The 18,807-nt window shown below is 58.0% G+C and carries 18 protein-coding genes; 14 read left to right on the top strand and 4 right to left on the bottom strand.

Going from position 1 to position 18,807, the window contains the following annotated elements:
* Window positions 1-3 precede the first annotated feature (3 nt).
* Both GOV80_RS18045 and GOV80_RS18040 read right to left on the bottom strand, forming a co-directional pair.
* A complete protein-coding gene (locus GOV80_RS18045) occupies window positions 4-792 on the bottom strand; it encodes an ABC transporter ATP-binding protein (RefSeq protein WP_170786791.1) in 789 nt (262 codons plus the stop codon).
* A 127-nt stretch (window positions 793-919) separates the two neighbouring features.
* A complete protein-coding gene (locus tag GOV80_RS18040) occupies window positions 920-2,101 on the bottom strand; it encodes an ABC transporter substrate-binding protein (RefSeq protein ID WP_170769768.1) in 1,182 nt (393 codons plus the stop codon).
* 151 nt (window positions 2,102-2,252) lie between these two features.
* Here GOV80_RS18040 and GOV80_RS18035 point away from each other — a divergent pair, with 151 nt between their 5' ends.
* Window positions 2,253-3,347: a PQQ-dependent sugar dehydrogenase gene (locus GOV80_RS18035; RefSeq protein ID WP_170786815.1), complete on the top strand. Its 1,095-nt coding sequence runs from the start codon at window positions 2,253-2,255 to the stop codon at window positions 3,345-3,347.
* On the opposite strand, the gene GOV80_RS18030 is transcribed toward GOV80_RS18035, so the two are convergent.
* The gene (locus tag GOV80_RS18030) at window positions 3,344-4,348 is read right to left on the bottom strand and encodes a GlxA family transcriptional regulator (RefSeq protein ID WP_170786786.1); all 1,005 of its coding nucleotides are present in this window, start codon (window positions 4,346-4,348) and stop codon (window positions 3,344-3,346) included. The two genes, GOV80_RS18035 and GOV80_RS18030, sit on opposite strands and share 4 nt — an antisense overlap.
* Window positions 4,349-4,518: 170 nt before the next feature.
* On the opposite strand from GOV80_RS18030, the gene GOV80_RS18025 reads away from it, so the two are divergent.
* Window positions 4,519-5,889, top strand: coding sequence for a class II 3-deoxy-7-phosphoheptulonate synthase (locus GOV80_RS18025; RefSeq protein ID WP_170786784.1), 1,371 nt, complete (start codon window positions 4,519-4,521; stop codon window positions 5,887-5,889).
* Between the two features lie 264 nt (window positions 5,890-6,153).
* On the opposite strand, the gene GOV80_RS18020 is transcribed toward GOV80_RS18025, so the two are convergent.
* A complete protein-coding gene (locus GOV80_RS18020; RefSeq protein WP_170786782.1) occupies window positions 6,154-6,828 on the bottom strand; it encodes a PAS domain-containing protein in 675 nt (224 codons plus the stop codon).
* A gap of 243 nt (window positions 6,829-7,071) precedes the next feature.
* On the opposite strand from GOV80_RS18020, the gene GOV80_RS18015 reads away from it, so the two are divergent.
* From GOV80_RS18015 to GOV80_RS17960, 12 genes are all read left to right on the top strand, one after another.
* Entirely contained in the window at window positions 7,072-7,962 is an 891-nt protein-coding gene (locus tag GOV80_RS18015) for a YicC/YloC family endoribonuclease (protein WP_170786779.1), read from the top strand.
* Between the two features lie 16 nt (window positions 7,963-7,978).
* A complete protein-coding gene (gene gmk, locus GOV80_RS18010) occupies window positions 7,979-8,620 on the top strand; it encodes a guanylate kinase (RefSeq protein ID WP_170769762.1) in 642 nt (213 codons plus the stop codon).
* A complete protein-coding gene (locus GOV80_RS18005; protein WP_170786778.1) occupies window positions 8,617-9,141 on the top strand; it encodes a gamma carbonic anhydrase family protein in 525 nt (174 codons plus the stop codon). The genes gmk and GOV80_RS18005 overlap by 4 nt, the downstream gene beginning before the upstream one ends.
* A 30-nt stretch (window positions 9,142-9,171) precedes the next feature.
* Complete coding sequence (locus tag GOV80_RS18000) at window positions 9,172-10,245, top strand: sensor histidine kinase (RefSeq protein WP_170786777.1); 1,074 nt, start codon at window positions 9,172-9,174, stop codon at window positions 10,243-10,245.
* 160 nt (window positions 10,246-10,405) lie between these two features.
* Window positions 10,406-11,446, top strand: coding sequence for a substrate-binding domain-containing protein (locus tag GOV80_RS17995; RefSeq protein WP_170769759.1), 1,041 nt, complete (start codon window positions 10,406-10,408; stop codon window positions 11,444-11,446).
* A gap of 83 nt (window positions 11,447-11,529) precedes the next feature.
* Window positions 11,530-13,002, top strand: a complete 1,473-nt coding sequence (gene pstC / locus GOV80_RS17990) for a phosphate ABC transporter permease subunit PstC (RefSeq protein WP_170786776.1) — start codon at window positions 11,530-11,532, stop codon at window positions 13,000-13,002.
* Window positions 12,999-14,360, top strand: a complete 1,362-nt coding sequence (gene pstA, locus GOV80_RS17985; protein WP_170769757.1) for a phosphate ABC transporter permease PstA — start codon at window positions 12,999-13,001, stop codon at window positions 14,358-14,360. The genes pstC and pstA overlap by 4 nt, the downstream gene beginning before the upstream one ends.
* A 10-nt stretch (window positions 14,361-14,370) precedes the next feature.
* Window positions 14,371-15,168 (top strand): phosphate ABC transporter ATP-binding protein PstB, encoded by a 798-nt coding sequence (gene pstB / locus GOV80_RS17980; RefSeq protein WP_170769756.1) that lies wholly within the window; start codon window positions 14,371-14,373, stop codon window positions 15,166-15,168.
* Between the two features lie 16 nt (window positions 15,169-15,184).
* A complete protein-coding gene (gene phoU / locus GOV80_RS17975; RefSeq protein WP_170769755.1) occupies window positions 15,185-15,886 on the top strand; it encodes a phosphate signaling complex protein PhoU in 702 nt (233 codons plus the stop codon).
* 13 nt (window positions 15,887-15,899) lie between these two features.
* The gene (gene phoB / locus GOV80_RS17970; protein WP_170786774.1) at window positions 15,900-16,589 is read left to right on the top strand and encodes a phosphate regulon transcriptional regulator PhoB; all 690 of its coding nucleotides are present in this window, start codon (window positions 15,900-15,902) and stop codon (window positions 16,587-16,589) included.
* Between the two features lie 110 nt (window positions 16,590-16,699).
* A complete protein-coding gene (locus GOV80_RS17965) occupies window positions 16,700-17,929 on the top strand; it encodes an acyl-CoA dehydrogenase (protein ID WP_170786765.1) in 1,230 nt (409 codons plus the stop codon).
* A 110-nt stretch (window positions 17,930-18,039) separates the two neighbouring features.
* Window positions 18,040-18,807, top strand: coding sequence for an SDR family oxidoreductase (locus GOV80_RS17960; RefSeq protein WP_170786762.1), 768 nt, complete (start codon window positions 18,040-18,042; stop codon window positions 18,805-18,807).

The following is an 18,807-nucleotide window of genomic DNA, read 5'->3' as shown; positions in this document are numbered from 1 at the left end:
CGGTCATGTTTGGGCCTCCAGCTTGTCTTTGTTCTTGAGGCCGGTGCCCAGATAAGCTTCGATCACCTGCTCATTGGCCTTGATCTGCTCCAGAGTGCCTTCGGCCAGCACCTTGCCCTCGGCCATACAGATGACCGGATCACAGATCTTGCCGATGAAATCCATGTCATGCTCGATGACCACGAAAGTATAGCCGCGTTCCTTGTTCAGGCGCAGGATGGTGTCAGCGATGGTCATCAGCAAAGTGCGGTTCACACCCGCGCCAACCTCGTCCAGAAACACGATTTTGGCGTCGACCATCATGGTGCGGCCCAGTTCCAGCAGTTTCTTCTGCCCGCCCGAGACCTGACCGGCCTTGTGATCAGCCAGATGTTCGATGGTCAGGAACTCCAGTACTTCATCGGCCTTGGCCTTCAGTGCACGTTCTTCATCGGCAATCCGTTTGCGCCCGAACCACGTGTTCCAAAGCGATTCACCCGATTGCGCGCCGGGCACCATCATCAGGTTTTCGCGGCAGGACATCGAAGAGAACTCATGCGCGATCTGGAAAGTGCGCAGCAGACCCTTGTGAAACAGCTCATGCGGGGGCAGGCCGGTGATGTCTTCACCATCCATGAACACCTTGCCGCTGGTCGGCGGCAACACGCCCGCGATCACATTGAACAGAGTGGTTTTTCCGGCCCCGTTCGGTCCGATCAGACCGGTGATCGAGCCCTTTTGGATTTCCAGCGATGCCCCGTCCACCGCATGAAACCCGCCGAAATGCTTGTGCACGTCTTCGACGACGATCATCTTTTCCCCTAGCCGCCGTTTTCCGGCGTTATTGCCACATCCCTGTACGAATGGTGCGGGCTTTTGTCATTGAAACAGCCCGGACACAAGGCCCGGGCTGCTTGTTTTTATGACTGTTAACCTTGGATCAACGGAAGTTGACGGTTTTGTTCTCGCCGTCGGTCACTTCGATCTCGCGGTACGAACCCGCGCTTTCGCCGGGGCCGATCAGCTCAACGCCGGACGCGCCGACATAGTCGATGTCCTGACCTGCGGCCAGCAGTTCCAGACCCTTGGCCAGCTCACCTGGGTAGATCTTTTCACCCGGTGCGTTGGCGACGTCCATGATCTTGCTGCCGTAATCGGCGGGGCTGGTCGAGCCTGCGGCCTGCATGGCCAGCATGAACAGCGCAGCTGCGTCATAGGCTTCCGGCGAATAAGGCGACGAACCGTCGAAACCGGCGGCTTCAGCCATCGCAAAGTACTTCTCGGCGCCCTCGCCACCCGAACCGGCGATCTGACCGAACGAGCCGTTCAGGTCGGGGCCAACATTGTTGGGAAGCGAGTCACCGATCATGCCGCCGGGCAGACCGAACGTGTCAAACGCACCGCTGTCCAGTGCCGACTGGATGATACCCAGACCACCTTGGTCGAGATAACCCGCGACAACCAGAATGTCGCCACCGGCCGAGGCCAGCGCGCCCACTTCGGCCGAGTAGTCGGCCTTGCCGTCTTCGTGTGCGGCAACGATGGTCACTTCGCCACCTGACGCCTCAAACGAGGACTGGATCGCGTCTGCCAAACCCTTACCGTAATCGTTGTTGGTGTAGGTCAGTGCAATCGAGCTGATGCCACGGTCATTCAGGATGTCCGCCATCACCTGACCTTCACGCGCATCCGACGGCGCGGTGCGGAAGAACAGGCCGTTGTCTTCCATGGTCGACAGGCCGGGCGAAGTCGCCGATGGCGAAATCATCACCATGCCGTTTGGAATAGCGACGTTCTGCAGGATCGCGCCGGTCACACCCGAGCAGTCGCCGCCAATGATGCCAGCAACGCCATCTGCGATCATACGCTCTCCGTTCGAGGTCGCCAGGCCATTGTCGATACAACCAGTATCGGCGCGGGACGCGCTGACTTTGGTGCCGTCCAGCAGCTTGCCGGATTCGGTGACTTCGGCCATTGCCAGTTCCGCACCTGAACCCATCGCCGGGGCCAGTGATTCAATCGGGCCGGTGAAGCCGAACAGGACGCCCAGCGTGATATCTTCGGCCAGAGCCGGACCAGCCAGCAGAGCGGATGCCGCAGTTGCAGTAAGCAGCTTTTTCATATGGTTACTCCCTATTGTGAACGTATTCGTTCTGGTCACGACCCTAGGCAAGCTGCTCGGAAAAGAAAAGTCCTAACGCAAACGTGTTTTTGCGCAAAGGAAAGCTATTTGGTCTCATAGGGCTGACGCAGTGATTTTGAAGGGAAAAATGATGGTCCGAGCATTTGCGCTTCTTCTTTTGACGCTGCTAAGCGTCCCGCTGCGTGCTGAGGTCTTAAGCACCCCTTCGGGCTCAGTGCAGGTTGAGCCGATGGTTCAGGGGCTGGATACGCCGTGGGCCGTCGGAATTATGCCTGACGGATCGTTTCTTGTGACAGAACGGGATGGAGAGTTGCTGCATGTCTCGGATGGCAAGGCAAAGAAGGTGCGCGGTGTCCCAAAGGTTGCGGCAAACGGACAGGGTGGGTTGCTGGATGTGACAATCGCCCGTGATTTCACGCAAAGCCGGGAGATTTTTCTGACCTTCTCAAAGCCTCAACGGGGTGGGGCCGGTACCGCCCTAGCCGTGGCGCGGCTGTCTGAAAGCGGGGATCGGCTGACCAATCTGCGGGTCCTCTTCGAAGCCGTTCCCGGAGGGTCCGGTGGTCGGCATTTCGGTTCGCGTGTGGTCGAGGCCAACGACGGCACTTTATTTGTCACTATTGGGGATCGCGGCGACCGTCCCCAAGCGCAGGAAACGTCCAACCCTATAGGTTCAGTGATCCGCGTGAACCGTGACGGAACAGTTCCTGCGAATAACCCGTTTGTAGGGAAGCCGGATGTTCGGCCCGAAATCTGGTCCTATGGCCATCGCAACCCACAGGGGGCCGGTTTAGACGCCCAGGGCCGCTTGTGGACCGCAGAACACGGCGCGCGCGGCGGGGATGAGGTGAACCTGATCCAACCCGGACGGAATTACGGCTGGCCGATCATTTCGTACGGTCGTCACTATTCGGGTAAGAAGATTGGCGAGGGCACATTCAAAGATGGGCTTGAACAACCGAAATTCTATTGGGACCCGTCCATCGCACCCTCGGGTCTGTTGGTTTATTCCGGCAAGCTATGGCCGCAATGGGCCGGCGATATACTCGTTGGCTCCCTGAAGTTTGACTTTATTGCCCGTCTCGCAGGATCGCCCCTGACCGAGGTCGAAAAGATCGAGGGTTCAGCGACCGAACGAGTCCGCGATATTGTGGAAGCGCCGGACGGGGCGATCTGGTTTATCTCTGTCGGGCAGGGCGCGGTTTACCGGATGACACCGGGTTAAACAGACAGTTTCCCGCCTTGAGCGCCTCGCTCGCGATATGGCGTGGTGTTGTAATGGGCGCGGTAGCATTTCGAGAAATGCGACGGGCTGGCAAAGCCACAGGCCAGCGCCACGTTGATCACGCTCATATCGGTCTGCATCAGCAGGTTTCGCGCCTTGTGCAGCCGCAGCTCCATGTAATACCGCTTGGGTGAGCGGCTCAGGTAGCGCCGGAACAGCCGTTCCAGCTGGCGCGTGGACATGCCGACATCCTTGGCCAGAATCGAGGGCGAGATCGGCTCTTCGATGTTTTTTTCCATCATCAGGATGACCTGGCTGAGCTTTGGATGCCGAACCCCGATCCGGGTGGGGGTCGACAGGCGCTGCGTGTCCTGATCGGTGCGGATCGACGAATAGATCATCTGATCCGCTACTGCATTCGCCAGATCTTCACCATAGTCATCCGCGATGATCTTCAACATAAGGTCGATGGACGAAGTCCCGCCCGCCGTCGTCATCCGGTTACCGTCGATCTGAAACACGGATTTCGTCAGTTCGACCTCATCGAATTCCTCGATGAAGCTGTCCGAATTCTCCCAGTGGATTGTCGCGCGTTTGCCATCCATCAAACCAGCCTTGGCCAGAGTGAAGGCTGCTGTACACAACCCGCCAATTTTCAATCCCCGCCGCGCCTCGCGTCGTACCCAATTCAGCACCTTCTTGGTGGTGGCGTTCTGAACATCTACGCCGCCGCAAATCAGGATCACGGCATCGCGCTGAAGTTCAACGAGATCGGAATCAAGTTTGAAGTTGGCCCCAGCCGAACATGTAACGGTGTCACCGCCTTCACCGGCAAAGGTCCAGGTGTACAGCTCTTTATCGGCCATACGATTGGCGATGCGCAGGCTGTCCAGTGCCGACGCAAAAGACAGCAAAGAGAACTTGTCCAAAAGGACAAACACGAAATTCTTAGGGTTGGCCGCAGTGTCTTGCACCGTGACAACTTGGCGTTGCTCTTGCATGGCGAGGTGTCCTTGATTCGCCGCCAGGGGACGATAGGTCCGGCGGCACGTATTAAAACCACCATGATCAAAGCTTGTTTACGACGTCAAGGGGGCGCAATTGGGATATGGTCACTCTGTCACGCATTTTGTATAGAGACGACCTGAATACTTCAGCGGAGATCAAAGCTATGACCGAGTGGCAAAAAACGAACTGGCGCAACAAGCCCCGAGTTCAGATGCCAGATTATACCGACGCGGCCGCGCTGGCCAAGGTCGAGGCCCAGCTTGCCCAGTATCCCCCGCTGGTTTTTGCGGGCGAGGCACGGCGGTTGAAACAGCACCTGGCTGCGGCTGGACGGGGTGAGGCGTTCCTGCTTCAAGGCGGCGACTGTGCTGAAAGCTTTGAACAATTCAGCGCGGATGCGATCCGTGACACGTTCAAGGTAATGCTGCAGATGGCGATGGTTCTGACTTACGGTGCCAAGGTGCCGGTGGTCAAAGTTGGCCGTATGGCTGGTCAGTTCGCCAAACCGCGCAGTGCCCCGACCGAAGTGGTGGATGGTGTGGAACTGCCCAGCTACCGTGGTGATATCATCAACGAGTTGGCCTTCACTCCCGAGGCCCGCATTCCGAATCCGTCCAAGATGCTGCAAGCCTACACGCAGGCGGCGGCCACGCTGAACCTGCTGCGTGCGTTCTCGACCGGTGGTTTTGCGGATATGACCCGCGTGCATTCCTGGACGTTGGGCTTCACGGATGAGCAGGACGTTCAAAAATATTCCGAGATCGCCGACCGCATTCAGGACACGATCGACTTTATGGATGCTGCCGGAATCACCGCCGACACCACGCACGAGTTCTCGACCGTCGAATTCTACACCAGCCACGAAGGGCTGCTGCTGGAATACGAAGAGGCGCTGACCCGTCTGGATTCGACCTCTGGCAACTGGCTGGCTGGCTCGGGTCACATGATCTGGATCGGCGACCGTACCCGTCAGCCCGACGGCGCGCATGTTGAATTCTGCCGGGGCGTACAGAACCCGATCGGTCTGAAATGCGGTCCGACCACGACTGCCGAAGACCTCAAGGTTCTGATGTCCAAGCTGAACCCCGAAAACGAAGAGGGTCGCCTGACCCTAATTGCGCGGTTTGGTGCAGGCAAAGCGGGTGAGCATCTGCCGCGCTTGGTGAAGGCCGTCAAGGAAGAGGGTGCCAATGTGACCTGGGTCTGCGACCCGATGCACGGCAACACGATCAAGTCGGCCACGGGTTACAAGACCCGCCCATTCGATTCGGTCCTGCGCGAAGTCCGCGACTTCTTTGGCGTCCATCAGGCCGAGGGCACCGTCCCCGGCGGTGTGCATTTCGAGATGACCGGTCTGGACGTCACCGAATGCACTGGCGGCGTGCGCGCAGTGACGGAAGAGGACCTCTCGGACCGCTACCACACCGCTTGCGACCCGCGATTGAACGCGTCGCAATCGCTGGAACTGGCGTTCCTTGTGGCCGAAGAACTGACGAACCTGCGCCGTAACCGCACCAAACGCGCGGTTGGCTAAGGCGGCGCGCTTCTTTACGCGAACCCAAAAGGGGCCAAGTTGTTTGGGCTGAGCTTCCTTTGGGCACGTTTGCGCCGTCGGCATTCTCGTAAGGCGTCACAGAGTTTCTACTGCCTGACGCCTTACTTGCAGTATCTCGACCCGATCGAGAATCCAAGAACCCGTATGCGCGCCGATGGCCGGTTCGAGCGCGAGGTTGGGCGAGACAAAAAAACCGGCAAGACGATCTGGTTGCCGGTTTTAAAATAACATCGGGTTCCGAACTCAGTCGTCGCGCGACACGACCAGTCGCAGATGCGATCCCGGACGTTTGAAATCTGTCTGATCCTCGGCAAAACCAACCTCAGACGGCCGTGCCGGTTTTTGAGGGGCCTGAACATCTGAGACGGGGCGCAGTTTCTGATCCGAGACGTCAAAGCGCCGTGGGGTTGCACCGATCACACCGTCGCTGACCATCACGCCCAGAATGCGGCTGACATCACCCAGATCGCTTTTCAAAGGCAGCAGGATCATCCGTGCCTGCATTCGGGTGCGACCCAGTGCGCCGGACGAGATCAACCCAAGCTCCGCAATCGCGGGCTTGGCAAAGACTTCTTCCAATACGTCGGTGATTTGAGTCCGCGCACCGGGTTCGAAAAACGCTGTCAGAGGCATTCCGCGTACCTCCATACCTGCCAGGTTGTTCAGATGGCTGCCCGCAAGGCGAAACCTTGCCAGACCGGGTGCGATGCGTTCCAGGATGAAGGTGTATTCCAGAATATTCTCGAGTCCGCGCGGATCAATCTGCGACCGCATGGGCACACCGTCGCCCGTCAGCAACGCTGTCCAATATGCCTCAGCCTGCCGGATGGGGGACAGGCTGCGCCCACTGTCAAAACGATCCATTGCGACGATCTTTCCAAAGTTTGACCCGGAACTGTTCCCGAAAAACGTCTTCATTTTCATCACCCTAGCGTCAATCGACCGTCATTTTCATAAAATGCCACATATCGGGGACATCACCGGCTGACCACCCCCGACAGCGACCAGATTGACACGGGTCAATACAATTTTGGAGGAATTCTTTAATGAATGGTTAACCGGGTGCTGGATGCGACAAACTCAGCAAACTCTTGCCCTGCGCTGGTGGTTGGCTTTAGGTGCTGACGGAACAGGGCCACGGGCTAAAAGGAAAGGTCGGCTATGATCAGATCCATGACTGGGTTTGCCTCGGGCAAAGGCACTTTGGGGCCACATAGCTGGACGTGGGAGCTGCGCAGCGTCAACGGCAAGGGGTTGGACATGCGCATTCGCGTCCCCGATTGGCTGACCGGGCTGGAGGCGGCACTGCGGGGGCAGATGTCCAAGGCGCTGAGCCGGGGGAATGTCACCTTGTCGCTGCGCTTGAACCGGGACGAATCCGCGCCTGAGATCGTGTTGAACGAAACGGCCATGGCCGCAGCCCTGGCGGCGGTGAAGCGCACCCAGCAGATGGCGGAGGAAGCTAGCGTAGCACTTGCAACGCCAAGCGCTGCCGATTTGGTGGCGCTAAAAGGCATGCTGGATGCAGGGGCCGATGTGGATGATCCGACCGCTCTGGTAAAGCAACTCAGCACCGAATTTGCGACCGTTCTGGCCGAGTTCATCGCCATGCGCGAGGCCGAGGGGCAAGCGCTGGCCAAGGTTCTAGACAGCCAGCTGGATCAGGTGGCAGCTTTCACCGATCAGGCCGCCGCGCTGGCCGAACAGCGCAAGGACAAGATGGCCGATGCCTTACGCGAAAATCTGGCCCGCGTGCTGGAAAACGCACAAAGCGCAGATCCGGACCGGGTCGCGCAAGAACTGGCGCTGATCGCGGTCAAAGCGGATGTGACCGAGGAAATCGACCGCCTCAGAACCCATGTCACGGCCGCGCGTGACTTGCTGGCACAGGATGTGGCCGTGGGGCGCAAGCTGGATTTTCTGATGCAGGAATTCAATCGCGAGACAAATACCTTATGCTCCAAGGCGCAAAGCGCCGAACTGACCTCGGTAGGGCTTGAGTTGAAAGCCGTAATTGATCAGATGCGAGAGCAAGTGCAGAACGTGGAATAACGACAGGAACACCCTTATGGCGGATCGACGCGGCCTACTCATCATTTTGTCTTCACCTTCGGGGGCGGGCAAATCAACTTTGGCCCGGCGGCTGATGCAGTGGGACAGCGACCTTGAATTCTCGGTCTCGGCCACAACGCGCGCCCCACGTCCGGGTGAGGAACATGGCCGTGAATACTACTTCCTCAGCGAGGATGCGTTCAAACAGCAGGTCGCCGACGGTCAGATGCTGGAGCACGCGCATGTATTCGGGAATTTCTATGGCTCACCCGCGGGGCCGGTGCGCGAGTCGATCAACAGCGGCAAAGACGTGCTGTTTGATGTGGACTGGCAGGGCGAGGTGCAGATTCGCAACTCAGATCTAGGCAAGCACGCTTTGTCGATTTTCATCCTGCCGCCCTCGATCCCCGAACTGCGTCGTCGGCTGGAAAGCCGGGGTCAGGACGCCGCCGACGTGATCGCCAAGCGGATGCTGAAAAGCTGGGATGAGATCAGCCACTGGGGCTATTACGACTACGTTCTGGTGAATGACGATCTGGACGCGACCGAGGAAAAGCTAAAGACCATCGTCAGCGCCGAACGCATGCGGCGTATTCAGCAACCGGTGCTGCAAAACCACGTTCGCACTCTGCAAAACGAATTTGAGGAGTTGTCATGACGGTCTACGCCCTCGGCCCGCACACGCCGCAAATCCACGAGGACACATGGGTCGCGCCCGATGCGAACCTGATTGGGAAGGTGGTGCTGGAGCAGGGGGCCTCGGTCTGGTTTGGCTGCACCATACGCGCCGATCATGAAGAGATCCGGGTAGGCGAAGGCAGCAACGTGCAGGAAAACTGCGTGATGCATATTGATGCGGGCTATCCGCTGACGATCGGCAAGAACTGCACCATTGGGCATAAGGTCATGCTGCATGGATGCACGATCGGGGAAAATACTCTAATCGGGATGGGCGCAATTGTCCTGAACGGTGCGAAGATCGGCAAGAATTGCCTGATCGGGGCAGGGGCCTTGATCACAGAAGGTAAAGAAATCCCGGATAATTCGCTGGTGATGGGTGCACCGGGCAAGGTGGTGCGAGAATTGGATGCGGCTGCGGCGCAAAAGATCACGTTCAGCGCGCTGCATTATCAGGAAAACATGCGCAAGTTTCGTGAAACTTTGACACCCGTGCCCTAGAACGCCCTCGAATATCACCGAGTACCAACGATGTCAGACGATCTGCTTGCCGAAATTGTGTCGGCCATTCCCCTACCTGCCCTGATGGTCGATCAGACCGAGCGGATCATAGCGGCCAATACAGATGCACGGACGTTGCTTGGGCAAAATATAGTCACCCGTCATTTTGCCACCATCCTGCGCCAGCCGCAGGTGATTGAGGCTATGGAGCAGAGCCTGCGCGACAAGGGGCGGGCGAAGACGCGTCACCTAGCAAATGACGGCGCTCAGGACACCACGTTCGAGGTCGAGTGCCGCTATATGAACGGTGTCGGCGCTGTCTCAGGCGGGGCTGTTCTGGCTGTTTTTCAGGATGTGACCCATCTTGAACAGGCCAGTCAGATGCGGCGCGATTTTGTCGCCAATGTCAGTCACGAACTGCGCACGCCGCTGACCGCGTTGATGGGCTTTATAGAAACCCTGCGCGGCCCCGCCCGCGAAGATGCTGCCGCGCGCGCGCGCTTTCTTCAGATCATGACGGATGAGGCCAACCGCATGAACCGGCTGGTAGGGGATTTGCTGTCGCTGAACCGGGTCGAAAGCGAAGAACGGGTGCGGCCACGAGAGGAGCTGGACCTGTCGGGCTTGCTCCAATCCACGATAAATTCACTGCGGCCACTGGCCGAGGATGCGGAAGTAGAACTTCGCCTTACCGATGATCCCCAGGGACCGGTGTCCTTGATCGGTGACAGCGATCAGTTGCGGCAGGTTTTTACCAACCTGATCGAGAACGGAATCAAATACGGCGGTAGCGGCGGCTTGGTTGAAGTACGAATTCAGTCTTTCGAACGGGACACCGCCATGCGCGGCCCGGCTGTGCGGGTTCAGATTTCGGATAAGGGGCCGGGTATCGACCCGACTCACCTGCCGCGTTTGACCGAGCGATTCTACCGGGCGGACAATCACAGGTCCCGGCAATTGGGTGGAACCGGTTTGGGGCTGGCGATCGTAAAACATATCGTCAATCGGCATCGCGGGCGCTTGCGGGTGGAAAGCGAGTTGGGCAAAGGGTCTGTTTTCACAGTGATTTTGCCGCAGCAAAAACCGGAAGAGGCTCAGGTTTGACGCCCGACATACCGGGATTGTCACAAAGTCATAGCTGAATCTGCCGGTTTGTCATGAAACCGTTACAAACCTGTCACAAAAGGCTTACGCACGGCTCTTAGGGGTGCCGGCAAGATCATCATGGGGGTGATCAAAAACAACCATTCTCAAGGAGACTGAGATGTCCTTTGTAAAACTGTCGGCTTCTGCTCTGGCGATTGCTGCCGTTTCGGCCACTACCGCTGCTGCACGTGATCAGGTTCAGGTTGCCGGTTCCTCGACCGTTCTGCCTTACGCTTCGATCGTTGCCGAAGCCTTCGGTGAAAACTTCGACTTCCCGACCCCTGTTGTTGAATCGGGCGGTTCCTCGGCTGGCCTGAAGCGTTTCTGCGAAGGTGTTGGCGAAAACACCATCGACGTTGCCAATGCTTCGCGCGCCATCCGTGAAAAAGAAGTAAAAGCCTGTGCCGAAAACGGCGTGACCGACATCATCGAAGTTCAGATCGGTTATGATGGCATCGTTTTCGCCTCCGACATCAACGGCAACTCGTTCGAGTTCACGCCGGAAGATTGGTACAAAGCCCTGTCCGCACAGATCGTTGTTGACGGTCAGCTGGTCGATAACCCGAACAAAACCTGGGCCGACGTGAACCCTGCTTTCCCGGCGCAGCCGATCGCAGCTTTCATCCCGGGCACCAAGCACGGCACCCGTGAAGTGTTTGAAGACAAGGTGATCCTGGCCGGTTGTGAGCACCTGGGCGACTTTGACGTTTACAAAGCAGCCAACGGCGACGACAAGAAAGCCGCCGAGAAAGCCTGTATCGCCCTGCGTACGGACGGCGTTTCGGTCGACATCGACGGCGACTACACCGAAACTCTGGCGCGTATCGACAGCAACAAAGACGGCATCGGCGTCTTTGGTCTGGCCTTCTACGAAAACAACACCGACAAGCTGCAAGTTGCAACCATGTCCGGCATTGTTCCGACCACCGAGTCGATCGCAACCGGCGAATACCCGGTCTCGCGTCCGCTGTTCTTCTACGTGAAGAAAGCGCATATTGGCGTGATCCCCGGCCTGAAAGAATATGCTGAGTTCTTCGTCGCCGACGAGATCGCAGGCCCCGATGGTCCGTTGGCTGAATACGGCCTGGTTTCGGATCCCGAGCTGGTCAAAGTTCAGGAAGCTGTTGCGAACGAAACAGTTCTGGGCGGCGGCTCCTAATCACCCTTGCTTATGGAACCGGGGCGGTTTATGCGCGCCCCGGTTCTTTTTGACTCTTCTCCAGCCATTCCGACGGAGTTCCCATGGCACTATCCTGGCTGTTGCTCATCTTGCTTGCATTCGCAGTGATCGGATATTTCGCAGGGCGGTCCCGTGCCCTTGCAAGCGCAGGAGGAGACGCGCGGGATCTGCACTCTCTGCCGTCCTATTATGGCTACAATGTTGCGCTGACGGCGCTTGTGCCGGCGCTTGGCATTCTGGTCGTCTGGTTGCTGGCGCAGCCGATGATCGTAAACAGCACAGTCGCCGGCATGATCCCCGACCACGCGATCCCTGAAGGCGCTGACCGCGGCCTGATCATGAGCGAGGTTCGGCGCGTTTCGAACGGGTTGGCCGGGGCCGTTGCGACCGGCGCGCTGAGCGAAGCGCAGGCTGGGAATGCCGATGCCGATATTGCCGAGCTGACCCAGACGTTGAAAGACTCAGGTCAGGTCCTGACTCAGGAGATTACCAAACCTATTCTGGTCGCGGCCCAGAAATACCGCAGCATGACGTCGACCGGAACGATAGCCATGCAGGTGATCGTTGTGATCGTCGCGCTGTTTGGTGCAGCCTTTGCCTATATCCGAACGCACAAGGAATTCCGCGCCCGCAACGTAGTGGAACAAGGCGTTCTGGCGCTGTTGCTGCTGGCGGCCTCGATTGCGATCCTGACAACGGTGGGCATCGTTTTGTCCATGTTCTTCGAGACGCTGAACTTCTTCCAACTGCACTCGTGGAAAGACTTCTTCTTCGGCAGCACATGGGCCCCGAACTTCCGTGGCGGCTCGGAACTGTCGATCCTGCCGCTTCTGTGGGGCACGCTCTATATCTCGGTGATCGCGTTGTTGGTGGCGGTGCCGATTGGCCTATTCGCCGCGATTTACCTGTCGGAATATGCCTCAGGCGCGACCCGCTCCATTGCCAAGCCATTGCTAGAGATCCTCGCCGGTATCCCGACCATCGTTTATGGTCTTTTTGCCTTGCTGACGGTTGGTCCTGCGCTGGTATCGATGTTCGGCGAAGGCGGGGCGCTGGGAGTGGGCTGGATGGCCAGCTCGAACGCGGTGCTAACGGCGGGTTTGGTTATGGGCATCATGCTGATCCCGTTCGTGTCGTCGCTGTCCGATGACATCATCAACGCGGTGCCGCAGTCGATGCGCGATGGCTCTCTGGGGCTGGGCGCTACGCATTCCGAGACTGTCCGTCAGGTGGTGCTGCCGGCCGCGCTGCCGGGGATCGTCGGAGCGATCTTGCTGGCCGCCAGCCGCGCCATCGGTGAGACGATGATCGTGGTGATGGCTGCCGGTGCAATCGCCAAATTCTCGGGCAACCCGTTCGAGGCAATGACCACGATCACCACTCGGATCGTCAGCCAGTTGACCGGCGATACCGACTTTGCCAGCCCTGAAACGTTGGTTGCGTTCGCGCTGGGTCTGACCCTGTTCATCATTACGCTGGGGCTGAACATCTTCGCCCTCTACATCGTACGCAAATACCGGGAGCAGTACGAATGACCGATATTTCCCAAACGCCCGCTGCTGCTCCGGCTGCGAAACCCAAAAAGGGGTCCTTGTTCGAGCAAGACGCACGGACCAAAAAGCGCAATGCAGCCGAATCCCGGTTTAAGATGTATGGGATTGCTGCCATCGGTATCGGCCTGCTGATGCTGATCGTGCTGGTCACAAACATAGTGACCGCAGGCACCGGCGCGTTCCAGCAGACGTTCCTTGAACTGAATGTTGAGCTGAAAGAAGACAAGCTGGACAAGAAGGGCAACCGCAATATCGAGGATATCAAGAAGGTCTCGACCTTTGGCTACGCGCCGCTGATCGCCTCGGCGATTGAGACGGAAGTGCAAGAGCTGGGTATCCAGACCGATCTTTCGCCCAAGGAGATGGGCAAAATCCTGTCCAAAGCCGCACAGGCCGAGCTGAGGAACTATGTGATCGCCAACCCCGATGAGATCGGCAAGACGGTCAGCTTCCGCTTTTTGGTCAACAGCCGTGTCGATGGCTATATGAAGGGTCGCGTGACCCGCGAATCCATCGCCAATGACAAAAGCATCACGGTTGCCCAGCTGGATTTCGTAGATCAACTACGGGACGCGGGTGTTCTGTACAAGGCATTCAACCCCGATTTCATCTTCGGCTCGGACGCGTCCGACCAACGGCCCGAGGCTGCGGGGATCGGTGTTTCGATGCTGGGCTCGCTGTTCATGATGTTCGTGGTGCTGGCTTTGGCGCTGCCGATTGGTGTGGCCGCCTCGATCTATCTTGAGGAGTTTGCGCCGCAGAACCGGCTGACCGATATCATCGAGGTGAATATCTCGAACCTGGCCGCCGTGCCGTCGATCGTGTTCGGTATTCTGGGTTTGGCCGTGTTCATCAACTACATGCATCTGCCGACCTCGGCACCGCTGGTGGGTGGTCTGGTTCTGACGCTGATGACTCTGCCGACGATCATCATCTCGACGCGTGCGTCGTTGAAGGCGGTTCCGCCGTCGATCCGCGATGCCGCACTTGGGGTAGGGGCCTCGAAAATGCAGGCGGTGTTCCACCATGTCTTGCCGCTGGCCGCGCCCGGTATTCTGACCGGCACCATCATCGGTCTGGCGCAGGCGCTGGGGGAAACCGCGCCGCTGCTGCTGATCGGGATGGTGGGCTTTATCGCCTCGAACCCGCCCGACGGGCTGGTGGCGGGCTTCCTGTCACCGAACTCGGCCATGCCGGCGCAGATCTACGAATGGTCCAAACGCGCTGACCCGGCCTTTTACGAACGCGCATGGGGAGGGATCATCATCCTGTTGATCTTCCTTGTGACAATGAACACCATCGCGGTCATCCTGCGCCGCCGCTTTGAACGCCGCTGGTAAGGGGCTTATTATGAACGATATGACACGAGTGGAGAGAGCCGTGGACTCCAAAGCCATCAAGATCGCCGCGAATAATGTGCAGGTCTACTACGGTGAGACGCACGCTATCAAAGACGTCAACGTCGAGATTGAAGACAAGACCGTGACCGCCTTTATCGGCCCGTCGGGCTGCGGCAAGTCTACCTTCCTGCGCTGCTTGAACCGGATGAATGACACGATCGACATCTGCCGGGTTCAGGGCGATATTCTGCTGGATGGCGAGGACATCTACGACAAACGCGTCGACCCGGTGCAGCTGCGCGCCAAGGTGGGCATGGTGTTCCAGAAGCCGAACCCGTTCCCTAAGTCGATCTATGACAACGTAGCCTACGGCCCTCGCATCCACGGCCTTGCCAAGAACAAGGCGGAACTGGATGAGATCGTTGAGAAATCCCTGCGTCGCGGTGCGATCTGGGATGAGGTTAAGGATCGTCTTGACGCCCCCGGCACCGGCCTGTCGGGCGGTCAGCAGCAGCGCCTGTGCATCGCCCGCGCCGTAGCGACCGAGCCCGAGGTTCTGCTGATGGACGAGCCTTGCTCGGCCCTGGACCCGATTGCAACTGCGCAGGTCGAAGAACTGATTGACGAGTTGCGCTCGCGTTATTCGGTGGTGATTGTGACCCACTCGATGCAGCAGGCCGCGCGAGTCAGCCAGAAAACCGCATTCTTCCATCTGGGCAACCTCGTCGAGTTCGGCGAGACGGGTCAGATCTTCACCAACCCCGAAGATCCCCGCACCGAAAGCTATATCACCGGCCGGATCGGCTGAGGACAGGTATCTGATCATGACCGAACAACATATTGCATCCGCCTTCGACCGCGATCTAGAAGCCATTCAGGCCCACATCATGAAGATGGGCGGGCTGGTCGAAGCCGCCATCATGGGTGCGGCCCGGTCGCTGGAAACGCGCGACGAGGAACTGGCGCAACAGGTCCGCGCAGGCGACAAGGCCATCGACGCGCTTGAGGAACTGATCGACGAGGAAACCGCCCGCCTGATCGCGCTGCGTGCGCCAACAGCCAGCGATCTGCGTCTGGTTTTGTCGGTTCTTAAAGTCTCTGGCAACCTTGAACGCATTGGCGATTATTCCAAGAACATCGCCAAACGTACCACGGTTCTGGTTAATGCGGGTGAAATCAACGGTAGCGCCGCAGCCTTGCGTCGCATGGCGCGTGAAGTCGAGCATATGCTGCGCGACGCGCTGGACGCGTACATCCAGCGTGACGCAGAATTGGCGACCGACGTGATCAACCGCGATGAAGAAGTGGACCAGATGTATAATGGTCTGTTCCGCGAATTTCTGACTTTCATGGCAGAAGATCCGCGCAACATCTCGTCCTGTATGCATCTGCATTTCATCGCCAAGAATATCGAGCGTATGGGCGATCACGTCACCGCAATCGCCGAGCAGGTCGTGTATCTGGTGACCGGCGAACGCCCCGCCGAAGCGCGGCCAAAGGCCGATGTAACCTCGCAATCCGTCTGAGGAGATTTCTGAGATGTCTGCCGATCAACCCACAGTGCTGGTGGTCGAGGATGAACTGGCCCAGCGTGAAGTGCTGGCTTATAATCTTGAAGCGGAAGGGTTCCGCGTATCCAAGGCGGCTAGTGGCGACGAAGCCATGTTACTGGTGGACGAAGACAGCCCGGACATCATTGTCTTGGATTGGATGATGCCCAACCTGAGCGGGATCGAAGTCTGCCGCCGCCTCAAATCACGCCCTGACACACGCTCGATTCCGATCATCATGCTATCGGCCCGCACTGAAGAGGTCGATAAGGTGCGCGGTCTGGAAACCGGTGCTGATGACTATGTAGTCAAACCCTATTCGGTGGTTGAACTAATGGCACGGGTGCGGACGCAACTGCGCCGCGTGCGCCCGGCGACGGTTGGTATCCGATTGGAATTCGACGATATCATTCTGGACTCTGAAACTCACAAGGTCAGCCGAGGCAGCAAGCCTTTGAAACTGGGCCCGACTGAATTTCGGCTGCTGAGCACGTTTATGGAGAAACCGGGCCGTGTCTGGAGCCGTGAGCAATTGCTCGATCGGGTTTGGGGTCGCGATATCTATGTCGACACCCGAACGGTGGACGTCCATATCGGTCGCTTGCGTAAAGCTTTGACGCAACATGGCGGCGACGACCCAGTTCGAACCGTTCGCGGCGCGGGATACGCGTTGGGGTAGGGCGCGCGCTACCCTATGAGTTTTACTCATGAGGAAATGCAAAACTCTTTCTGTCCTTTGGCGCATCACCGGGTTAGGTTGCGCCGAAGCTGACAGAGCGGAGAAGCCCCATGAACGCCCCAGATACCAAACCGACCTTGCGTGCCAAAGATGCGCCGGACCTTGGGCGATTTGCGTGGGAGGACCCATTTCGCCTGTCTGATCAGTTGACTGAAGACGAACGGATGATCGCCGACAGCGCGCGGGCCTATGCGCAGGAGAAACTGCAAACGCGGGTTCTGGAAGCGTTTCAGAACGAGGAAACCGATCCCGGGATTTTCCGCGAGATGGGCGAAATGGGCCTGCTGGGCACCACGATTCCCGAAGAATATGGGGGTATCGAGGCAGGGTATGTCGCCTACGGTCTTGTCGCGCGCGAGGTTGAGCGTGTGGATTCCGGCTATCGCTCGATGATGTCGGTGCAAAGTTCATTGGTGATGTACCCGATCTATGCCTATGGCAGTGAAGAACAGCGCCGCAAATACCTGCCGAAACTGGCCAGTGGTGAATGGATCGGTTGCTTTGGCCTGACAGAGCCCGATGCGGGCTCTGACCCGGCGGGTATGAAAACTCGAGCGGAAAAGATCGACGGCGGCTACCGTTTGACCGGTAGCAAGATGTGGATTTCAAACTCTCCGATCGCTGATGTTTTTGTCGTTTGGGCCAAGTCCGACGCGCATGACGGGAAGATCCGGGGCTTTGTGCTTGAAAAAGGCCTGAAGGGCCTGAGCGCGCCGAAGATCCAGAACAAGATGAGCCTGCGCGCCTCGATTACCGGCGAAATCGTGCTGGACGGCGTTGAGGTTGACGAGGGCGCTTTGCTGCCGCACGTACAGGGGTTGAAAGGACCGTTTGGCTGCCTCAATCGCGCCCGATATGGTATCAGTTGGGGCGCCATGGGGGCCGCGGAATGCTGCTGGCATGCGGCACGTCAATACGGTCTGGATCGCAAGCAATTCGACAAACCCTTGGCGCAGACGCAACTGTTCCAACGCAAACTGGCGGACATGCAGACCGAAATCGCGCTTGGTTTGCAAGCCAGCCTGCGTGTTGGTCGTTTGATGGATGACGCTGCTGCCGCGCCCGAGATGATCTCGATCGTTAAACGCAACAATTGCGGAAAGGCGTTGGACATCGCGCGGATGGCACGGGACATGCATGGGGGCAACGGTATCTCGCTGGAATTCCAGGTGATCCGCCATATGGTCAATCTGGAAACCGTGAACACCTACGAGGGGACGCATGACGTGCATGCGTTGATCCTGGGGCGTGCGCAAACGGGCCTGCAAGCCTTCTATTGAATTTCGCGTAATTGGTATTATGGTAAAATAATGCCTGCGCGTGATTTGAACTTTGCACAGTTCCTCAAAGCCTTACGATGCACTCCTGATAACCACTTCAGGAGCGCAAAATGCAATTGAACGGAAAAACCATCGTCATAACCGGCGCCGCTGGTGGTATTGGTAAAGGTCTCGCCGAACGGTTTGCGCAGCTTGGTGCAACGGTCATCTGCTCGGATGTTGACCTGGACGCAGCGGAACGCGTTGCGCGTTCTATCGGTGGTCACTCTCTGCACTGCGATGTGTCCAGCGAAGATCATGTGAAGGCTTTGATCGATACCGTTGAAGATCAGATCGCGCCAATTGATCTGTTTTGCGCGAATGCCGGGATTTTGACGCTTGGCGGTTTTGATACACCCGATGCGGATTGGGATCGGACGTGGAAGATCAATGTCATGTCCCATGTCTGGGCCGCGCGACATCTGGTTCCAAAGATGCTGGCACGCGGCGGCGGTTATTTTTTGATGACCGCATCGGCTGCCGGGCTGTTGAATCAACCCGGTGCTGCGCCGTATGGCGTCACAAAACACGCAGCCGTTGGTTTTGCCGAGTGGCTGGCGCTGACATATGGGCGCAAGGGTTTGAAAGTTTCGGTTCTGTGCCCACAGGCGGTGCGTTCAGACATGACCAAGGGACATGAAGTGTCTGTCGCGTCGATCGACGGTATGTTGGAGCCGTCCGAGGTCGCGGAAGCCTGTGTTCAAGCCATTGAAGCAGAGCAGTTTCTGATCCTGCCGCATCCGCAGGTTCTGGACTATATGCGCCATAAAGCGACGGACTATGACCGGTGGCTGGGCGGAATGCAGAAGTTAAATCAAATGTTTATCGAGGATAGTTGA

Source organism: Ruegeria lacuscaerulensis (assembly GCF_013034685.1).
GTDB classification, from domain to species: Bacteria; Pseudomonadota; Alphaproteobacteria; order Rhodobacterales; family Rhodobacteraceae; genus Ruegeria; species Ruegeria lacuscaerulensis_B.
Note: the sequence above shows the minus strand (reverse complement) of the source record. Positions and strands in the feature narration are given on the sequence as shown.